The sequence below is a fragment of the Amycolatopsis sp. TNS106 genome, assembly GCF_019330265.1.
Taxonomy (GTDB): Bacteria; Actinomycetota; Actinomycetes; order Mycobacteriales; family Pseudonocardiaceae; genus Amycolatopsis; species Amycolatopsis lurida.
This window is the reverse complement of sequence record NZ_CP024972.1, coordinates 5,317,248-5,334,921: the sequence shown is the minus strand read 5'-3', so window position 1 is coordinate 5,334,921 and position 17,674 is coordinate 5,317,248. Positions and strand designations below refer to the sequence as shown.

Here is a 17,674-nt window from a genome sequence, read left to right as displayed (position 1 = left end):
ACGTCTGATGTCTCGAAAGTGGCTTTCGCGACATCCTCGGCAGCTCGGAAAGGGAGCAAGGGACCTTTGCTACCACTTCAGTCCCGCGCAGGCGTCAGGCAGCGCTCTGATCAGGCCGTTTGTGGTACGAGTCGACGTATTCCTGTCCCGAAAGCTCCAGGATCGCGTACATGATCTCGTCGGTCACCGAGCGCCGGATCGCCGGCGACGAGTCCTGCCCCTCGTACCGCGAGAAGTCCAGCGGCGCACCGTAGGTGACGGTGATCTTCGCCCGCCGCGGGATCCGCTTCCCGGCGGGCTGCAGGTTTTCGGTCCCGGAAAGCGCGACGGGCACGACCTTCGCACCGGTCGCCAGTGCCAGGGCCGCGACACCGGTGTGGCCGCGGTGCAGCCGCCCGTCCAGCGAGCGGGTGCCCTCGGGGTAGATCGCGAAGGCGCCGCCCGCGTCGAGCACCTTCCGCGCCGCTTCCAGCGCGGCGAGGCCGGCCTGCGCGTTGCCGCGTTCGACCGGGACGTAGCCGAGGCCGCCCAGGAAACCGGCCATCAGTTTGCCCTTGAGCCCGCGGCCGGTGAAGTACTCCGCCTTGCCGAGGAACTTGACCTGCCGCATCGCCGTGAAAGTGATCACGCCGGTGTCCAGGGCCGCCCGATGGTTGGGTGCCAGCAGCACCGGTCCGGTGGCGGGAATGTTCTCCACGCCGCGGATCTCGGGGCGGTACAGCGCCCTGACCAGCGGGCCCAGCACGAATCGGACGAGTAGCGGTAGCAAGGTTCCTCCATCGACAGGGTGTCGGACTCCAGCATGGCACGATCACTACTCATGAGTTGGTTCGAGCGGCGTACGTGGCAGAACCCCGGCTGGACGGTCGATGACATCGTCGCTGCGAAGGGTGACCGGACGGTTTCGGTCGTGCTACCGGCGCTCGACGAAGAGGACACCGTCGCCGAGGTCGTCGGGACGGTCCGCCCGTTGCTGGGCACGGTCGTCGACGAGCTGGTCGTGATGGACTCCGGGTCCACCGACGCCACCGCCGAGCTCGCGGCCCGCGCCGGCGCGCGCGTGGTGCACCGCGAGGACGTGCTCCCCGACCTCCCGCCGGTGCCGGGCAAGGGCGAGGTGCTGTGGCGGTCGCTGGCCGCGACGACCGGTGACGTCGTCGTGTTCCTCGACTCCGACCTCGTCGACCCGGATCCGGCGTTCGTCCCGACCCTGCTCGGCCCCCTGCTCTGCGAAGAGGGCGTCCACCTGGTCAAGGGGTTCTACCGGCGGCCGCTGCGGCTGGAGAGCAGCGGCGGCGGCCGGGTCACCGAGTTGCTGGCGCGACCGGTCCTCTCGGCGCTGCGCCCTTCGCTCTCGGGGCTCATCCAGCCCCTTGGAGGCGAGTACGCCGCGACGCGCGAGTTTCTCGAGTCCGTGCCCTTCGCGGCCGGATACGGCGTCGAGATCGGGCTCATCCTCGACGCCGAAGCGCGCTACGGCCTTGAAGGGCTCGCGCAGGTCAACCTCGGCGTACGCAAGCATCGCAACCGTTCGTTGCTTCAGCTGGGGGTGATGGCGCGCCAGATCCTCGGAACGGCGCTAGCGCGCTGCGGCATCAAGTCCGACGACCCGGCCCAGCTCACCCAGTTCGCGCAAGTAGGTGACGAATGGCTGCCGGAGGTCGCCGAGGTGTCGGTGAGTGACCGGCCGCCGATGCGGGACGTGCGGCGCCTCTCGTGAAGTACGTGAAGGTCCCCTTCACTGCGCTAGACGCAACGAAGGGGGCCTTCACGTACTTCAGGAACCCAGCCGCAGGACCTCGTCGAACCCGGCCACCTGCGACTCACGATGCGTGACCAGGACGACGGTGCCGCGCGCGGCCGCGAGCACATCGGCCAGGACGGCGTCGCCGTGTTCCGGATCCAGCCCTTCGACGGGCTCGTCCAGTACGAGGATCGGCGGAGCGGCCAGGACCGCCCGCGCGAGCACGAGCCGCTGGCGCTGCCCGCCGGACAGCGTGTCGCCGTCGGAGCCGACCTCGCGATCCAGCGGCAGGTCGAAACCGGCCGTGGCGCAGGCGGCGAGCAGCTCCGCGTCCGAAGAGCCGGGTTTCGCGAGCAGCAGGTTCTCCCGGACCGTCGTGTGGAAGACGTGCGCGTCCGCGAGCGCGCCCGAAATCACCGACGGCAGCAGCGTCGGATCGTAGGTCTCCAGCGGTTTCCCGTTCAGCAGAGCGCGCCCGGACGTCGGCGCCACGGAACCCAGCAGCACGTTCAGCACCGTCGTCTTCCCGGCCCCGCTCGGTCCCACGATCCCGACGCGCTTGCCCGGCGGCAAGTCGAGGTCGACGCCGTCCAGCGCCGGAGCCCTGCCCGCGAACCGAACGCCGACCCCTTCGAGCCGCAGATGCCCCGGCTCGGGCGCCACGGTGCCGCGCGCGGGCGGTGGTTCCGTCAGCAGCGCGCGCACCCGCTCGGCCGATGCGCGGACCTCGACCCAGCGCTGAGCGGCCGCGGTCAGGGGGAGGACCAGCTCGAAGACGGCCAGCGCGCCCAGGGCCAGCGCCGCCGTCAGCGGCGGCGAAACTCCGGCGGTCAGCGCGATCGCGACGCAGGTCAGCAGCTGGACGAGGATCCCGGCCGCGGTCAGCAGGCTCGTGCGGTTCGCCGTCGCCCGATCCCGCGACGCGAGGGCTTCGACAGCGGTGTGCGCGGCGTCCACAGTGGACTCGTGAACGCCGTAGGCGATCAGCTCCCGCCGTCCGGTGATCAGCTCGACCGACCGTTCGGCGAGGTCCGCGCGGGCCGGAGCGCTCTTCTCCGCCGCCGCGCGAGTGATCCGCACGCACAACCACGGCAACCCGACTCCGGCGACGGCGAGTCCGAGTGCCAGCACGAGCCCCGCGGCCGGGCTGACGATCAGCGCGACCGTCGTCGACACCGTGCCGACGAAGGCGGCGACACCGGCAGGCAGCAGGCAGCGCAGGATCGCGTCCTGCACCGCGTCCACATCGGACACCAGCCGCGTGACGAGATCGCCGCCGGAATGCCGCGAGACCCGGTGCGGCAACAGCGACGTGTACACGCGGGTCCGCAAGGCGCCGAGATACCGCAGGACGACTTCGTGCCCGGCGAGCCGTTCCGCGTAACGCAGCCCGCCACGCGCCAGGGCCAACGTCCGGACAGCGACGATCGCCACGGTGAGCGAGGCCAGTGGCGGCTGCTCGGCCGCCTTCAGCAGCAGCCACGCCGCGGTGGCCATCAACGCCAGCCCGGCGATCTCCGCCCCGGCCCCGATCAGCCCGGCCCGGACCAGCCGCAGGACGTCCCTTGTGGACACTCCCCAGACGTTCACACCAGTTCCCGTTCTCGTACGGCGCCATCGTGGACTTCGAGGACGCGGGTGGCCAGCGTGGCCATCGCGGGCCGGTGGGCCACGAGTACCGCGGTCCGGCCGGTGAGCAGCTCGCGGGTCGCGCCGAGCACGGCCGCTTCGGTTGCCGCGTCGAGCCGGGCGGTCGGCTCGTCGAGCAGCGCCAGGCCCGCTTCGGTACGGGCCAGCGCCCTGGCGAGGCCGAGCCGTTGCCGCTGACCGGCCGAAAGCGGCGCGCCCAGCTCGCCGATCCTCGTCCGGTAGCCGTCGGGCAACCCGCGCACGACCTCGTCGAACGCCGCCGCGCGCGCCGCCTGGACGTCCGGCACCTGGCCCATCGCGATGTTCTCCTCGACGGTCCCGGTGAACAACGTCGGCCGTTGCGGCACCCACGCCGTCCCCTCCCGCCACCCGGCCGGATCCAGTTCACGCAGATCGACGCCGTCGACCAGGACCCGGCCGGACGTCGGCGTCACGAAGCCCAGCAGGACCGCCAGCAACGTGCTCTTCCCCGAACCACTGGGCCCGACGAGCGCGACGTGCTCGCCCGCTTCGATGGTAATGTCCACTTCGGACAGTACGGTCTCGTCGCCGTATGCGACGCTCACTTTCTCCAGCACGATCCGCGGCGCACCGCGGCGGGCCACCCGTGAACCCCGGACGACGTCCTCCGAGCGCACGGCCAGCGCCTCACGGAGCGTGGCGAGCCCTTCCGCGCTGGCATGGAACTTCGCCCCAGCGGCCCGCAGCGGCAGGTACGCCTCCGGGGCGAGCAGCAGGACCAGCACCGCCGTGTGCACGACCATGCCGCCTTCGAGCAGCCGGAAGCCGATCGGCACCGCGACCAGTGCCACCGAAAGCGTCGCCACCAGTTCCAGTACCAGCGCGGACAGGAACGCGACCCGCAGCGTGCGCATCGTCGCGTCGGTGTGCGCGTCCGCCATCGCCCGCACCGTCTTCGCCTGCGCCTCCGCGCGGCCGAACACCTTGAGCGTGCCGAGCCCGCGCACGACGTCGAGGAAATGCCCACCCAGCCGGGAAAGCAGCGACCACTGTTTGGCGGTCTTCGCCTTCGTGTGCTGCCCGACCAGGATCGCGAACACCGGGATCAGCGGCAGCGTCGCGAGGATGATCAACGCCGACGACAGATCCGCGGCGAACAGCCGGACGAGCACCGCGACCGGCACGATCGCCGAAAGCACCACCGTCGGCAGATATCCGGTCAGGTAGGCGTCGCTCGCGTCGATGCCCTTGGTCACCAGGGTCGCGACCTCGCCGGGCTTCTCGGCTTCCGCCCCGAGAAGCCGTTTGCGCAGACCGGCCTTCACCGTCGCCGCGAACCGGCCGCCGACGGAGCCCTGGACGCCGGCGAGCAACGCCCGCACCGCGATGGCGGCCACGAGCGTCCAGGTCACGCCGCCGCCGGTGAGCAGCGTCGCGAGACCGTCGGCCTGGACGAGGATCGCCGCGGCGGTCAGTGTCCCGAGGACGGCCAGGACGCCGAAATGGCGTCTCAGTCCGGGAAGGGGAGGCATGTCAGGCTCCTAGAAGTGCAGCAGCGAACGCTGGTCGACTCGGCTGTCGTGCCTGCGCCAGGTCACCCATTGCACGGCGGCGATCGCCACCAGCGCGGGCGGCAGAAGGAGGGTGAGCAGGCCGAGCATCTCGGTACTGGTCGCCGCTTCCGTCAAGCTCAGTGAGAATCCTCCGTCCACAGAGGACACCAACGCGTCGGGCAGGCGCGCCGTCCCGACGGCCAGCACCGGCGACGCCGACAGCACCATCGTGGCGACCAGCGCCGCCTTGTGCCGTCCGGAGCGCAAGGCCGCCGCCGCGACGCCCAGCGCGCCGAACGCCAGCACGATCGCGGGCAGCACGGACCACGACGCGGTGGTCTCGACGGCACCCCAGCCGACCGCCACGACCAGGAACGCCAGCGACGGCGCGAGCAGTGCCTTGGCGATCCGGTTGGCGCGGGCAGTGAGCTCGGCGGGTGCCCGCACAGCGAGGAAAGCCGCACCCTGCAAGGCGAACAGCGCGACGAACCCCGCACCCCAGAGCAGCGCGTACGGACTGAACACCGCGAGGACGTCGCCGGTCGGTTTCCCCGCCGCGTCGAGCGGGAGCCCGAGGACGAGATTGCCGAGGAACACACCCCACGACACCGCCGTCACCCAGGCTCCGGCGGTGATCGCCAGCGTCCAGGCACCGCGGCCCGCGTCCGGCCGCCTGCTGCGCAGCTGCACCGCCGCTGTGAAGGTGACCAGCCCGAGCAGCAGGGTCACCACCGGGATGTACGCCCCGGCGAACACTTTTCCTTCCAGATGCGGGAAGGCGCCGAACAGGACACCGACCGCGGCCACCAGCCACACCTCGTTGGCCAGGAAGAACGGGCCGAAGGCGCCGAGCACGCGCCGCCGCCCCACCTCGTCACGGCCCAGCCTGCCGAGCAGCATGCCGACGCCGTAGTCGTAGCCCGCCAGCGCGAAATAGCCTGCGGTCAGGAAACCGAGCACGCACCACCAGAGGATCACCATCGGTCAGACTCCGCTCAGGACGGGAAGTTCGGCACGGGGCGCGGCCGTCTCTTCGCTCGCGTCCGGGCCGCGTTTCGCGACCCGTGACATCAGCACCCAGTCGGCGATCGCGAGCACCAGGAACAACAGGGTGAAAGCGATGAAGGAGAACAGGATCTGCCCCGCCGGGATCGCCGCGACGGCGTCGGCGGTGGTCAGTTGCCCGCGGATCAGCCACGGTTGACGGCCGATCTCCCGCACCAGCCAGCCGAGGATCGCCGCGACGAACGGCAGCGGGATGGCCAGCACCATCACGTACAGCAGCGGCCGCACCTTGGTGATCCAGTTCCGGAACAGCAGCAGCGTGCCGAGGATCGAGGCGAGGAAGGCGATGAACCCGATCTGGATCATGAAGCCCAGCGACGCGCCGACCAGCGGATCGGGCGACTTGAGCTTGTCGGGGTGGTACTCGCCCAGCGGACCGAACTGGCCGAAACCGAAACCGATCACCAGTGTGCTGCCGACCAGCGAGGCGAGCACGCCGATCCGCATCGAGCGCTGGAAGAACTCGATCTCCTTGGTGCGCTTGATGAAGTGGTACGCGCTGACGCCGACCACGAAGAAGCCGCCGGTCATGAGCGCCGCGCTCAGCACGTGCGGCAGCGAGCTCGTCAGCGCCGGGTTGGTGAACAGGGCGCCGAAGTCGTCGAGTTTCAGCACGCCGTTCTCGGCGTGCGTGCCGACCGGGTTCTGCAGGAACGAGTTGGCCACCATGATGAACAGCGCCGAGGCGTAGGCGGTCAGCGTGACCAGCCAGATCAGCGTCAGGTGGACCCATTTGTTCAGCCGCCCCCAGCCGAAGATCCACAGGCCGAGGAAGGTCGATTCGGCGAAGAAGGCCACCAGTGTCTCGATGGCCAGCGGTGCGCCGAAGACGTCGCCCGCGACCGCGGACAGGCCGGTCCAGGTGAGCCCGAACTGGAATTCCATCACGATTCCGGTGACGATTCCCAGCGCGTAATTGATCACGTAAAGCTTGCCCCAGAAACGAGTCATCCGCGTGAGTTCCGGCTTGTCGCCGAACGCGGAGCGTGTCTGCATCACCGCGACGAGTGTCACGAGCCCCAGTGTGAGCAGCACGAACAGGAAGTGGAACGAGGTCGTCGTCGCGAACTGGAGTCTCGCGATCGGGAGTGCGTCCATGTCGAAGCACTGTATACGTAGGCTGGCTACATGTAGCCACTAAATCTATGAAATCGGGGTGATCTCGGGGACTTTCCCTGAGGCCGGTCCGGGAAAGTCCCGGCTACCCTGGTAGGCGGCGATGTGTAGACTGTCTATCTATGAAGGCCGACAGTCTGCGCGGGCACCTCGACGCGCTGCTCCTCGCCGTCCTCGACGGCCGGAAGCTGCACGGGTACGCCATCATCGAGGCGCTCCAGCTCCGCAGTGACGGTGCGCTCGACCTGCCGACGGGCACCGTCTACCCGGCGCTTCGCCGTTTGGAGCGCGCCGGATTCCTCGCCAGCGAATGGGACGTCGTGTCCGGCCGCAAACGTCGTACGTACAAGCTCACCCGCTCCGGGCAGAAGGCATTGGCCGCGGAACGGGCGGAGTGGCAGGAGTTCACCACCGTGATCGGTGGTGTCCTCGGGGGGAGCACGGCATGAGCGCGATCGACGGCTACATCGGTGACCTGGGCAGGCGGTTGCACGGGCCGGCGAGGGCGAAGACCGATCTGCTCACCGAGGCGAGGGACGGCCTGGTCGACGCGGCCGAGGCGTATCGCGAGGGTGGGGTCGGCGAGGCGGAAGCGGAACGCCGGGCCGTCGCCGACTTCGGCCCGGCCGCCGTGATCGCGCGCGACTATCAGGCCGAGCTGGCGTTGCGCGGGGACATCGGCACGTTGTGGAAGGTCATCGTCGGTGTGCCGCTGATCCAGGTGACCTGGGAGCTGGGGCGGATCTGGACCTATGGCGACTGGAGCCGCTCGGGCAAGCCGAACCCGGAGTGGTTCACGGCCGTCATCGAACTCTTCGGCGTCCTGGTCCTCGTTCCGGCCGTGATCGGAGCGGTTTCCCTGTTCGGGGCCCGGCTGCTGGGGCGCAGGCTCGACAGCGTGAGCCTGGGGAGAGTGACGCGGTGGACGGTGGGTGCCGCGGCGAGCACGAACCTGCTGGCGCTGCTGCTGCTCACCGTGAGCACCACGGTCCTCGATCCGTCGAGGATGAACGTGAGCCTCGTGTGCAACCTGGTGGCGCTCGGCTGGGTCGCCTTCAGCTTCTGGCTGCTCGCACCGGCTTTCCGGTCCCGGCCCGCGCTCGCCGCATGAACGCGATCGAGGCCTACATCGGCGCACTGGACGGCAGGCTGCGCGGGCCGTCGGCGGCGAAAGCCGATCTGCTCACCGAAGCGAGGGACGGTCTGGTCGACGCGGCCGACGCCTACCGCGCGGGCGGAATGGACGAGGCGGAAGCCGAACGCCGTGCCGTCGCCGACTTCGGCCCTGCCGACCTGATCGCCCGGGACTACCAGGCGGAACTGGGGCTGCGGCGCGACATCCGCGTGCTGTGGGAGCTGATCGCCGGTGTCCCGCTCCTGATCCTCGCCTGGGATCTGGCGCGGGCCTTCGCCGACTGGTCGCGGCTCGGCGCCACGCCGTCCTGGTACCACCGCGCGATCGGCGTGGCCGACACGCTGGCGGCGTTGTCCCCGGCCGTCGCGATCGCCGGGCTGCTCGCGGCACGGCTGCTCTCGCGGCGGACGGCCGGTCCGCCGGTCGCGCGCGCGGTCTCGTGGACGCTGGCCGCGGCCGTGGGGTTGAACCTGGTCGCGGTCGCGACGTACGGCGGCGCGACCGGACTGATGGAGCCCGCCCGCATGCTCGTCAGCGTGCCGTGCGCGGTCCTGTCCGGAATCTGGATCCTGTTCAGCATGCGGCTGGCGGTCGCCGCGCGGAGTTGGAGAACCACGGTATGACGGTGATCGAGGCCTATCTGGGGGAGCTGCGCACGCGGCTGGACGGCCCCGCGTCGGCAAAGCGGGATCTGCTACGCGAAGCGCGCGATGGGCTCAACGACGCCGCGGACGCCTACCGCGACGGCGGCTGGAGCGAGCACGAGGCGCAGCGACGCGCCGTCGCCGATTTCGGGCCGGTGCACCTGATCGCCCGGGACTACCAGGCCGAACTGGGCATGCACAGCGGCACCCGCACCCTCTGGAAACTGATCCTCGGCGTGCCGCTGATGCAGCTGGCCTGGGAGCTCGCCCGCAAATGGACCTTCGGCGACTGGTCGCAGCTCGCGCCGACGCCGGGTTGGTACAAGTACATCGCCCAGTTCACCCACGGTTCGGTCTTCATCGTCCCGGTGCTGGGGGTGATCGCCCTCGTCTCCATGCGCTGGCTGTCCCGGCGCATGGACGGTGCGCGGCTGGTCAAGACCGCCGGCGTGCTGATCGGCGAGGCCGTCGGGCTGAACCTGCTTTCGGTGGCGCTGCTGGTGACCGCCACCGGGTTCATCGACGCGTCGCGATTGTTCCTGTCCGTGCCGTGCGGGATCCTCATGGTGCTCTGGGTCGTGGTCAGCGTGCGACTCGCGTTGCTGGCGCGACGATCGTGGCGTTCGTGTGCCACGATCGTCGCGTGACGACCGCCCTGATCTATCTCGTAGTCATGCTGCTGGTGGCCGCGGTGGTGTTCTTGCTGGCCGCCGTGGTGTTCGGCCGGGGTGAGGAACTGGCCCCGCTGCCGCCCGGCAGCTCGCCGACCAGGCTGCCCGCCGAGGACATCACCGCCGAAGACGTCCACGCCGTCCGCTACCAGATGGTGCTGCGCGGTTACAAGATGTCCGAAGTGGACTGGGTGATGCGGCGGCTCGGTGTCGAGATCGACGAGCTGCGCGCCAAGGTGGCCGAACTGGAGGCCGAGCGCGAGGCCGCCAGGTGACCGATGTCGTCGTCTCCGTCGACGTCGCGGTACCGGCCGGGACGGCTTGGCTCGCCCTGACCGATTGGGAACGCCAGGGCGAATGGATGCTCGGCACCGAGGTCAAGGTCGTCGAGGGCAACGGGCGCAGCGTGGGCTCGAAGCTGTCGGCGTTCACCGGCGTCGCGGGGATCGGGTTCACCGACACCATGGAGATCACCGCCTGGGAGCCGCCGCTGCGCTGTGTCGTGCGGCATACCGGCAAGATCGTGCAGGGCACCGGGGTGTTCCAGGTGATCGAGAAGGGGCCGCATTCGTCGACGTTCGTCTGGGCGGAGCATCTGCGGCCGCCGTTCGGTGTCGTCGGACGGCTCGGCTGGCCGGTCGCCAAGCCGGGTTTCGAACTGGGGCTGCGGCTGTGCCTGCAGAGATTCGTGAAGTACGCGGAGGGGTACCGGGTTGGCTGAGGCGGGTCTGCTGGGCGCGGACGGGATCAAACGGTGTTCGTGGGGCAACTCGGCCCCGGACTACGTCGAGTACCACGACACCGAATGGGGCGTCCCGCTCCACGGCGACGAAGAACTGTACGAACGCCTGTGCCTGGAGTCGTTCCAGTCCGGGCTTTCGTGGATCACGATCCTGCGGAAACGCGAGTCGTTCCGGAAGGCGTTCGAGAAGTTCAAGCCGAAGAAGGTCGCGGCCTTCACCGACGACGACGTCGCCCGTCTCATGGAAGACGCGTCGATCGTGCGGAACCGGGCGAAGATCCTGGCGGCGATCAACAACGCGCGGGCGATCGAGGAACTCGACGGTTCGCTGGACGACCTCCTGTGGTCGTTCGCGCCCTCCTCGCACACCCGGCCGCGGCGGATGGCCGACGTTCCGGCGATCACCGACGAGTCGAAGGCGATGGCGAAGGAACTCAAGAAGCGCGGCTTCGTGTTCCTCGGGCCGACGACCTGTTACGCGCTGATGCAGGCGACGGGGATGGTCGACGACCACGTGAAGGACTGCTTCCGGGCCAGCTCGTGAGTGGCGCTCGGGTTAGAGCGGACCGGCATTTACCTACCTAAGCCTGACCGGGCGAAAGTGGTGGTTCCGCGGCTGCCGGGCGCGACGATGGAGGAATTGGGACGGTGAACGTCCCAATTCCTCCATCGTCGCCAGGGATGCCCGGTCTTGGACTTGATCAACGGAAGGTTCGGGACACTCAACGTCCCCGACCCTCCGTTGATCAAGGTCGCGCCAGGCGCGACCGGTGGCAGACGAGGCGACGGGGGAAGATTCCGGACGTTCAACGGCCGGAATCTTCCCCGTCGACCGCCGATCACACCAGTGGGTAGGTAAATACGAGTCCGTCAGAACCGTCCTAGCCACTCACGAGGGGTCACTTGCCCTGGAAGTTCGGCTTGCGCTTGCCCACGAAGGCCTCCACCGCTTCGGTGTGGTCGGCGGTCGCGCCGAGCGCGGTCTGGGCCTCGTCCTCGGCCGCCAGCGCGGTTTCGAGGGACGACTCGGCGGCGACCGACAGGACGTTCTTGATCTTCGCGTACGCGACCGTCGGGCCTGCCGCGAGCTTCGCGGCGACCTTCTGCGCGCGGGCGGCCAGTTCCTCGTCCGGCACGACCTCGCCGACGAGGCCCAGCGTCAGCGCTTCGGCGGCGTCGACCGTGCGCGCCAGCAACATCAGCTCGGCCGCGCGGCCGAGACCGATCAGCCGCTGCAGCGTCCACGACGCCCCCGAGTCCGGGCCGAGGCCGACGTTCGCGAACGCCATCAGGAAGTTCGCCGACGTCGCGGCGATCCGGAGGTCGCTCGCGTACGCGAAAGCCGCCCCCGCGCCGGCCGCGGGGCCGTTCACCGCGGCGATGACCGGCTTCGGCATCCCGACGATGGTCTTGACGATCGGGTTGTAGTGCTCCTTGACCGTGTGTAGCGGTGCGGGGTCACCCGCCTGCAGCAGCCCGACATGCTCCTTCAGGTCCTGCCCGGCGCAGAACGCCTTGCCCGAACCGGTCAGCACGACCGCGCGGACACTGTCGTCGGCCGCGGCCTCGGTCAGGCCCGCCAGCAGCAGTTCCTTGAGTTCGACGGTCAGCGAGTTGTACGCCTGCGGCCGGTTCAGCGTGAAGGTGCGCACGCCATCGGCGTCGGCGGTCAGCAGAACGTCGGATGTGGTCACGGGATCTCCTAGTCGGCGAAACTGCGGTCTGAGACGAGTCTTTCAGCCTCGCGAGCCGCATACCAGCACCGATACGGCGGCAAAAGATCGGTCCGCGTTCGCGCTCGGCCGCTGATGAGGGACAATGGACAGTAGACCCGGCTGGCTTTGACGAGCGCGACCCGGGCGCGCCGGTTGAGACGGAGGGAGCACGCTATGGCGGCCATGAAGCCCCGGACCGGAGATGGTCCCCTCGAAGTGACTAAGGAGGGGCGGGGCCTCGTGATGCGCGTACCACTCGAAGGTGGTGGGCGCCTCGTCGTCGAACTCTCCGCGGAAGAAGCGAAGGATCTCGGCGCGGCCTTGCAGGAGGTCACCGGCTGAGCCGGACCGCACCAACGTTCAACCACCCGCACCCCGGTCTCCCCTTCGGAGGCCGGGGTCGCGGTTCATCTGCGCCCGGAGGTCGCTCACTGTGCGTAACCCGCTACCCCCCGTTCCGGGGAAGCTGCTCGAACTCGAAGTCTCGGACGACCTCAGGCGCGGTACGCCGCTGGCCAAGCTGATCGCCGCGCCGTCCGAAGAGGACGGTGACGCCGGGCTCGAGGAGATCGGCGGCGTGCGGCCCACCGGCAAGGCCGGTGACGTGCAGTCCGTGCCGACCGGCGCCGTCCGCTGGCTGGCGGGCGTCGGCGACGGCGAGCCGAAGCAGTACCGCAAGGCCGGCGCCGCGCTGGTCCGCGCCGTCTCGTCGGCGCTGGAGGAAGACGTCAAGGCGGGGCAGAAGGCGTTCCGCGCTTTCGCCGTCGAACTGCCCGAGGACGCGGGCGCCGAGCACGTCGAGGAACTCGCGTTCGGGCTGCTGCTCGGTGGTTACCGGTTCACGGTGACGGCCGAGGAGCCGAAGCCGATTTTGCGGACCGTGCGCTTGATCACACGCCACGAAGTCGATTTGGAGCGGGTCCGCGAACTCGCCGCGGCCGCCGCGTTCGCGCGCGATCTGGCGAACACGCCGTCGAACGTCAAGACCCCCGCCTGGCTCGCCGACACGGCCGTCCGGGTGGCGGGCGACATCGCGAACCTGACCGTGACGGTGCGGGACGAGAAGTGGCTGGCGGAGCAGGGCTTCGGCGGTGTTCTCGCCGTCGGTGGCGGCTCGGCGGCGGCGCCGCGGCTGATCGAGCTGGAGTACCGGCCGCGCGGGGCGACGACGCATCTGCTGCTGGTCGGCAAGGGCATCACCTTCGACACCGGCGGTCTTTCGATCAAACCGGCCGACGGCATGCACCTCATGCGCACCGACATGGCCGGTGGCGCGGCGATCATCGCCGCGGTCCGCGCCATCGCGGCGCTGCGCCTGCCGGTCAAGGTGACCGGGCTGGTGCCCGCCGCCGAAAACCACGTGTCCGGTTCGTCGTACCGGCCCGGCGACATCGTGCGGCACTACGGCGGCAAGACCACCGAGGTGGGCAACACCGACGCCGAGGGTCGCATGGTCCTGGCCGACGCGCTCGTCTACGGCATCAAGAAGCACAAGCCGGACGCCGTGATCGACGCGGCGACCCTGACCGGAGCCATGAAGGTCTCGCTCGGCGTCCGCACCGGCGGTGTCTTCGCCACCGAAGACGCGCTCGCGGAACGGATCACGAAGGCGGGCGAGCGGGTCGGCGAGGCGTGGTGGCGGATGCCGCTGCTGGAAGACCTGGCCGAGACCGTGCAGGGTTCGCTCGGTGACGTCCGGCAGGCGCCGGGTGGCCCCGGCGGCATCGTCGCGGCGCTGTTCCTGCGGGAGTTCGTCGGCGACGTGCCGTGGGCGCATCTCGACATCGCCGGTCCCGCGCGGGCCGACAAGACCTACGCCGACGTGGTGCCCGGGGCCACCGGTTTCGCGGCGCGGACGCTGGTCGAACTGGTCGCCTCTTACGCCTGACCTGCGGTTACCTGCGGGGCGGGAGCAAGGGACCTTTGCTACCGCTCCGCAGGTCCACCTTGGGCATGGGCTGGGTCGGCGCGTCCCCGGCATGGGCGGTGAGCCGTCGAGCGATCCCGGCCGCCGGGCTTTTCAGGTAGCGGAACACGAGCCACGCCGTGACGGAGCCGAGGACGAGCCCGGCGAGCACGTCGTGCGGGTAATGCGCGCCGACGAAAACCCGCGAGAAGCCCATCAGCAGGGCACCCGGGAGCACCCACGGCGCGAGCCGGCGCCAGGCGAGTGCCAGTCCGACGGCCGCCGCCCCCGCGATCGTGGAATGGTTGCTCGGGAAGGACCAGTCGCCGATCTGCGGGCAGTCGACGAGCGTGACGAGGTTCCGGCAAGGCCGGTCCTCCTGGATCACCGTCTTCAAGCCCTCGCTGATCAAGTACGCGATCGCGGTCGCGCCGGGCGGCAGCAGCGCCACGGCGATCCGGACGGGCGACGTGCGCGCCCGCCACAACAGCCAGGCGAAGAGCCCCGCGAAGGCGAGCAGTCCTGCTTCCGTGAACAGGATCCCTGTCGCCTGAAGCCAGCTCGGGCTCTCACCCGCCAACTCCACGATGTCGTCGTACATTCACCCGAAGTTAGCGAAAACGACGCGCCCGCGGGGTGGACGAACGTCAGTGATCGACCCCGACGATCGTCACCAGGACCGCGCGCGGACCCGCTCACGGAAGCGCAGTACGGCGGGCGGCAGGGCCACATCGCGACGCCAGGCCAGCCCGATGGTCCGCCCGACCGGTGGCACCAGCGGGACTTCGACGACCCCCGCGGGGCTGCCCGGCTCGAAACGGGGGAGCAGCGCGACCCCGAGCCCGGCCGCGACCAGCCCGCGAACGGTGTCGGACTCCTGGCCCTCGAACGCGATCTTCGGTTCGAAGCCGGCCGCCGCGCACAGGTCGTCGGTGATGGTGCGGAGGCCGTAGCCGGTTTCGAGGAGCACGAACTCCTCGTCCTTGAGGTCGTCGATGGCGGCGCTGGGCCGGTCGGCGAGGCGGTGCGACGTCGGAACGGACAGGAAGATCTCCTGCTCGGTGAGCACGGCGGCGTCGAGCAGCGGATCGTCGACGGGCGCGGGGGCGAGCAGTGCCAGGTCGAGTTCCCCGCTGGTGAGCCTGTCGACCATGTCCTGGCGTGACCCCTGGACGAGCGTGAACCGGACTCCCGGATGGTCCGCGCGGTAGCCGCGGAGCAACGTGGGGACCAGCGACCTGCCGAGCAGGTGCAGGAAGCCGAGGACGACGTGCCCGGATCCGGGGTCGACCTCTTCGCGGGCTTGGCGGACCCCGGCGTCGACGGCGGCGAGGGCGCGTTCCGCGGCATCGGCCAGCAGCTCGGCGGCGCGGGTGAGCCGGATGCCGCGACCGTCGGGGACCGTGAGCGGGGCGCCGAGGGCCTCGCCGAGCGCCGAGATCCGGCGGCTTACCGTGGGCTGGGGGACACCGAGCAGCTCGGCCGCCCGTGTGACGTTCGTCGTGCGGCGGAGTGCGGTGAGCAGGGCGAGCTGCGGGGCTAGCTGGGCGGTCATCCTTTCATTCAGCACGGTATCGATTGTGGCAGATGAACGTATTAGACGTATCGTTTAGCCAGGCTTAGCTTCGGCACCGTGCCTGCCACCGGAACCACCCGTCGCGTGACGATCGCCGTCGCCGCGGCCGGGATCTCCTCGTTCGCGCTGCTCTACGCGCCCCAGCCGGTGCTGCCGCAGCTGGCCGAGCAGTACCACCTCGATCCCGGTGGCGCTTCGCTCGCGGTGAGTGTCGCGACCGGCGCCCTCGCGATCGCCGTCCTGCCCATCGCCGCGCTCTCCGAGGTCGTGGGACGGCGTCCGGTGATCATCGCTTCGGTGGTCGCGTCGGTCGTGTTCGGTTTCCTGCTGCCGCTGGCGCCCAGCTATCCGGCGCTGCTCGTGCTCCGGGCGCTGCAAGGGGTCGCTATCGCGGGGTTCCCCGGCGTGGCCGCCGCCTACCTCGCGGAACGGCTCGGCAAGGCCGTGCTCGCGGCGGCGGTGGGCGCGATGATCGCCGGGAACACCATCGGCGGCATGATCGGACGGCTCGCGGCCGGGTTCACCGCCGGACCGTTCGGGTACCACGGCGCGCTGATCGTGGTCGCGGGGATCGGGCTGGTCTGCACGGTGGTCACGGTGCTGGCCCTGCCGCCGGGGGAGCGAGGGACCTTTGCTCCCACTTTCGCGGATCGCCGCAGGTCAGAGCGGCTGCGCGAGCAAGGCAGGGCGGTGCTGGCCGGGCTCGGTGCGGCGGTGCGGAAGCCGGTCCTGCTGGTCCAGTACGCGGTCGCTCTGCTGGCCATGGGCTCGTTCGTCGCGCTGTACAACGCCGCCGGATTCCGGCTGACCGGCGAGCCGCTGAACCTCTCGCCCGCGATCGCGTCGCTCGTCTTCCTCGCGTACGCGATGGGTTCGGTCTCGTCGGCGACGGCCGGCAGACTGGTCGGCCGGTTCGGTCGCCGCCGGTCGCTCGCCGGCGCCCTGCTGCTCACGATCGCGGGCGCCGCGCTGACGCTGTCCGACTCGCTGCCCATGGTCGTCGCCGGGTTCGTGGTGCTGACCGGAGCGTTCTTCGCCGCGCACGCCGTCGCCAACGGCTGGGCCGCCGCGGAGGCACCCGAGAACGCCCGAGGCCAGGTCGGCGGGCTCTACACGCTTTCGTACTACCTCGGCAGCAGCGTCGGCGGCGCCGTCGGCGCGACCGTCTACGGGCACGCGGGCTGGACCTGGCTGATCGTGCTGACCGCCGCCTGGCTCGCCTTGGCCGCTGTCGCCGTGGTCGCGGTGGTCCCCAAGTCCGTGAAGGCCTCCTTGCCTACCCTGGAGGTCAGGGCCCACGCGAAGGCGAGGTAGTCGGGCACATCGCGAGCCGGTCTGGTGTCCCCAATGTCGCATTCGAGACGCTCAGTGTCCCTAATGCGACATTGGGGACACCAGACCCGCGAAGCAAGGCACGGAACGCGTCCGAAAAGTGGTAGCAAAGGTCCCTTGCTACGCGATCGCGGCGACGAGCAGCCCGCCGCCCACCGGCAACAGCGCCGGGACCAGCCGCTCGTCCTCGCGGAAGGCCCGCGCGACCTCCCGCAGCGCGAGCGTGTCCGGATCACGCCGTGAGGGATCGGTCACCCTGGTCCCCGAAACGTTGTGGAACGCCAGTATCCCGCCGGGCCGCAGCAGCGAGACGGCCTTCTCGTAGCAGCTCGGGTACTCGATCGGCGCCGAATCGACGAACACCAGGTCGTAGCCGCCGGGGGTGAGCCGAGGCAGGACGTCGAGCGCGCGCCCCATGATCAGGCGGGTCCGCCCGGGCGCGTAGCCTGCCTCGCGGAACGCCGCCCGCGCCGCACGGTGGTACTCCGGCTCGATGTCGATCGAGGTGAGGATCCCGTCGTCGACCATGCCGCCGAGCAGGCACAACCCGCTCACCCCGGCCCCGGTCCCGACCTCGACGACGGCCTTCGCCCGCAGCGTCGTGGCGAGAAAACGCAGAGTCGCACCCGCGCCCGCGCTCAGCGGGCCGCACCCCAGATCGGCCGACCGTGCCCGCGCGGCGGCCAGTACCTCGTCGTCGGGGACGTAGCCGTCGACGAGATCGGCGTCGGCGGCCTCGGCAGGCGAGCCCGCATGCGTCCCGGAATTCACACGCGGAGGTTAGCGCTGCCTATCGTCAAAAGAGCGAAGACTCCCTGGTACCGACTTCTCAGCCTCCTCTCAGTCCAGTCTCACTAGAAACAT

At 70.1% G+C, this 17,674-nt stretch carries 20 protein-coding genes; 11 read left to right on the top strand and 9 right to left on the bottom strand.

The window, feature by feature from the left end; all coding sequences use genetic code 11:
• Positions 1-94: 94 nt before the first annotated feature.
• The gene (locus tag CVV72_RS23890) at positions 95-769 is read right to left on the bottom strand and encodes a 1-acyl-sn-glycerol-3-phosphate acyltransferase (RefSeq protein ID WP_126736376.1); all 675 of its coding nucleotides are present in this window, start codon (positions 767-769) and stop codon (positions 95-97) included.
• 51 nt (positions 770-820) lie between these two features.
• Here CVV72_RS23890 and CVV72_RS23885 point away from each other — a divergent pair, with 51 nt between their 5' ends.
• A complete protein-coding gene (locus CVV72_RS23885) occupies positions 821-1,720 on the top strand; it encodes a glucosyl-3-phosphoglycerate synthase (protein ID WP_219145894.1) in 900 nt (299 codons plus the stop codon).
• A gap of 57 nt (positions 1,721-1,777) precedes the next feature.
• Here the strand turns inward: CVV72_RS23885 and cydC are convergent, their stop codons facing one another.
• From cydC to CVV72_RS23865, 4 genes are read right to left on the bottom strand one after another with little or no spacing between them, the layout of a single operon-like run.
• Entirely contained in the window at positions 1,778-3,334 is a 1,557-nt protein-coding gene (gene cydC / locus CVV72_RS23880) for a thiol reductant ABC exporter subunit CydC (protein ID WP_219145893.1), read from the bottom strand.
• Positions 3,331-4,887 carry a thiol reductant ABC exporter subunit CydD gene (cydD, locus tag CVV72_RS23875; protein ID WP_219145892.1) on the bottom strand — a complete coding sequence of 519 codons (1,557 nt, stop codon included), beginning with the start codon at positions 4,885-4,887 and terminating at the stop codon, positions 3,331-3,333. The genes cydC and cydD overlap by 4 nt, the downstream gene beginning before the upstream one ends.
• A 9-nt stretch (positions 4,888-4,896) precedes the next feature.
• Positions 4,897-5,889: a cytochrome d ubiquinol oxidase subunit II gene (locus CVV72_RS23870; RefSeq protein WP_219145891.1), complete on the bottom strand. Its 993-nt coding sequence runs from the start codon at positions 5,887-5,889 to the stop codon at positions 4,897-4,899.
• Positions 5,890-5,892: 3 nt separating this feature from the next.
• Positions 5,893-7,071, bottom strand: a complete 1,179-nt coding sequence (locus CVV72_RS23865; RefSeq protein ID WP_219145890.1) for a cytochrome ubiquinol oxidase subunit I — start codon at positions 7,069-7,071, stop codon at positions 5,893-5,895.
• 140 nt (positions 7,072-7,211) lie between these two features.
• Between CVV72_RS23865 and CVV72_RS23860 the strand changes: the two genes are divergently transcribed.
• Genes CVV72_RS23860 through CVV72_RS23830 form a run of 7 tightly spaced genes read left to right on the top strand, consistent with a single transcriptional unit; the run spans position 7,212 to position 10,825 of the window.
• The gene (locus CVV72_RS23860; RefSeq protein WP_005155407.1) at positions 7,212-7,538 is read left to right on the top strand and encodes a helix-turn-helix transcriptional regulator; all 327 of its coding nucleotides are present in this window, start codon (positions 7,212-7,214) and stop codon (positions 7,536-7,538) included.
• A complete protein-coding gene (locus CVV72_RS23855) occupies positions 7,535-8,200 on the top strand; it encodes a permease prefix domain 1-containing protein (RefSeq protein WP_219145889.1) in 666 nt (221 codons plus the stop codon). Before CVV72_RS23860 ends, CVV72_RS23855 begins: the two co-directional genes overlap by 4 nt.
• Positions 8,197-8,847 carry a permease prefix domain 1-containing protein gene (locus CVV72_RS23850; RefSeq protein WP_219145888.1) on the top strand — a complete coding sequence of 217 codons (651 nt, stop codon included), beginning with the start codon at positions 8,197-8,199 and terminating at the stop codon, positions 8,845-8,847. Before CVV72_RS23855 ends, CVV72_RS23850 begins: the two co-directional genes overlap by 4 nt.
• Positions 8,844-9,515 carry a permease prefix domain 1-containing protein gene (locus CVV72_RS23845; RefSeq protein WP_219145887.1) on the top strand — a complete coding sequence of 224 codons (672 nt, stop codon included), beginning with the start codon at positions 8,844-8,846 and terminating at the stop codon, positions 9,513-9,515. The genes CVV72_RS23850 and CVV72_RS23845 overlap by 4 nt, the downstream gene beginning before the upstream one ends.
• Entirely contained in the window at positions 9,512-9,814 is a 303-nt protein-coding gene (locus CVV72_RS23840) for a DivIVA domain-containing protein (RefSeq protein ID WP_219145886.1), read from the top strand. Before CVV72_RS23845 ends, CVV72_RS23840 begins: the two co-directional genes overlap by 4 nt.
• On the top strand, positions 9,811-10,260 hold the full coding sequence (locus CVV72_RS23835; protein WP_219145885.1) for an SRPBCC family protein: 450 nt from the start codon (positions 9,811-9,813) through the stop codon (positions 10,258-10,260). The genes CVV72_RS23840 and CVV72_RS23835 overlap by 4 nt, the downstream gene beginning before the upstream one ends.
• The gene (locus CVV72_RS23830) at positions 10,253-10,825 is read left to right on the top strand and encodes a DNA-3-methyladenine glycosylase I (RefSeq protein WP_219145884.1); all 573 of its coding nucleotides are present in this window, start codon (positions 10,253-10,255) and stop codon (positions 10,823-10,825) included. The genes CVV72_RS23835 and CVV72_RS23830 overlap by 8 nt, the downstream gene beginning before the upstream one ends.
• Positions 10,826-11,180: 355 nt before the next feature.
• On the opposite strand, the gene CVV72_RS23825 is transcribed toward CVV72_RS23830, so the two are convergent.
• Positions 11,181-11,975 carry an enoyl-CoA hydratase/isomerase family protein gene (locus CVV72_RS23825; protein ID WP_219145883.1) on the bottom strand — a complete coding sequence of 265 codons (795 nt, stop codon included), beginning with the start codon at positions 11,973-11,975 and terminating at the stop codon, positions 11,181-11,183.
• Between the two features lie 195 nt (positions 11,976-12,170).
• On the opposite strand from CVV72_RS23825, the gene CVV72_RS23820 reads away from it, so the two are divergent.
• The gene (locus tag CVV72_RS23820) at positions 12,171-12,338 is read left to right on the top strand and encodes a DUF3117 domain-containing protein (protein WP_005155393.1); all 168 of its coding nucleotides are present in this window, start codon (positions 12,171-12,173) and stop codon (positions 12,336-12,338) included.
• 91 nt (positions 12,339-12,429) lie between these two features.
• Positions 12,430-13,884, top strand: coding sequence for a M17 family metallopeptidase (locus tag CVV72_RS23815; protein ID WP_219145882.1), 1,455 nt, complete (start codon positions 12,430-12,432; stop codon positions 13,882-13,884).
• Between the two features lie 7 nt (positions 13,885-13,891).
• On the opposite strand, the gene CVV72_RS23810 is transcribed toward CVV72_RS23815, so the two are convergent.
• Both CVV72_RS23810 and CVV72_RS23805 read right to left on the bottom strand, forming a co-directional pair.
• On the bottom strand, positions 13,892-14,503 hold the full coding sequence (locus CVV72_RS23810; protein WP_219145881.1) for a phosphatase PAP2 family protein: 612 nt from the start codon (positions 14,501-14,503) through the stop codon (positions 13,892-13,894).
• A gap of 69 nt (positions 14,504-14,572) precedes the next feature.
• Positions 14,573-15,457 (bottom strand): LysR family transcriptional regulator, encoded by an 885-nt coding sequence (locus CVV72_RS23805; protein ID WP_219154081.1) that lies wholly within the window; start codon positions 15,455-15,457, stop codon positions 14,573-14,575.
• Between the two features lie 105 nt (positions 15,458-15,562).
• Between CVV72_RS23805 and CVV72_RS23800 the strand changes: the two genes are divergently transcribed.
• Positions 15,563-16,792, top strand: a complete 1,230-nt coding sequence (locus CVV72_RS23800; protein ID WP_219154080.1) for an MFS transporter — start codon at positions 15,563-15,565, stop codon at positions 16,790-16,792.
• Between the two features lie 138 nt (positions 16,793-16,930).
• Here the strand turns inward: CVV72_RS23800 and CVV72_RS23795 are convergent, their stop codons facing one another.
• Positions 16,931-17,581: an O-methyltransferase gene (locus CVV72_RS23795; RefSeq protein WP_034313363.1), complete on the bottom strand. Its 651-nt coding sequence runs from the start codon at positions 17,579-17,581 to the stop codon at positions 16,931-16,933.
• Between the last annotated feature and the right edge of the window lie 93 nt (positions 17,582-17,674).

Excerpts from the sequence above, each read along its gene's own strand:
- CVV72_RS23850 (WP_219145888.1), top strand. The coding sequence starts at position 8,197 with ATGAACGCGATCGAGGCCTACATCGGCGCACTGGACGGCAGGCTGCGC.
- CVV72_RS23855 (WP_219145889.1), top strand. The coding sequence starts at position 7,535 with ATGAGCGCGATCGACGGCTACATCGGTGACCTGGGCAGGCGGTTGCAC.
- CVV72_RS23865 (WP_219145890.1), bottom strand. The coding sequence starts at position 7,071 with ATGGACGCACTCCCGATCGCGAGACTCCAGTTCGCGACGACGACCTCG.
- CVV72_RS23860 (WP_005155407.1), top strand. The coding sequence starts at position 7,212 with ATGAAGGCCGACAGTCTGCGCGGGCACCTCGACGCGCTGCTCCTCGCC.
- cydD (WP_219145892.1), bottom strand. The coding sequence starts at position 4,887 with ATGCCTCCCCTTCCCGGACTGAGACGCCATTTCGGCGTCCTGGCCGTC.
- CVV72_RS23870 (WP_219145891.1), bottom strand. The coding sequence starts at position 5,889 with ATGGTGATCCTCTGGTGGTGCGTGCTCGGTTTCCTGACCGCAGGCTAT.
- CVV72_RS23820 (WP_005155393.1), top strand. The coding sequence starts at position 12,171 with ATGGCGGCCATGAAGCCCCGGACCGGAGATGGTCCCCTCGAAGTGACT.
- CVV72_RS23810 (WP_219145881.1), bottom strand. The coding sequence starts at position 14,503 with ATGTACGACGACATCGTGGAGTTGGCGGGTGAGAGCCCGAGCTGGCTT.
- CVV72_RS23845 (WP_219145887.1), top strand. The coding sequence starts at position 8,844 with ATGACGGTGATCGAGGCCTATCTGGGGGAGCTGCGCACGCGGCTGGAC.
- CVV72_RS23805 (WP_219154081.1), bottom strand. The coding sequence starts at position 15,457 with ATGACCGCCCAGCTAGCCCCGCAGCTCGCCCTGCTCACCGCACTCCGC.
- CVV72_RS23885 (WP_219145894.1), top strand. The coding sequence starts at position 821 with ATGAGTTGGTTCGAGCGGCGTACGTGGCAGAACCCCGGCTGGACGGTC.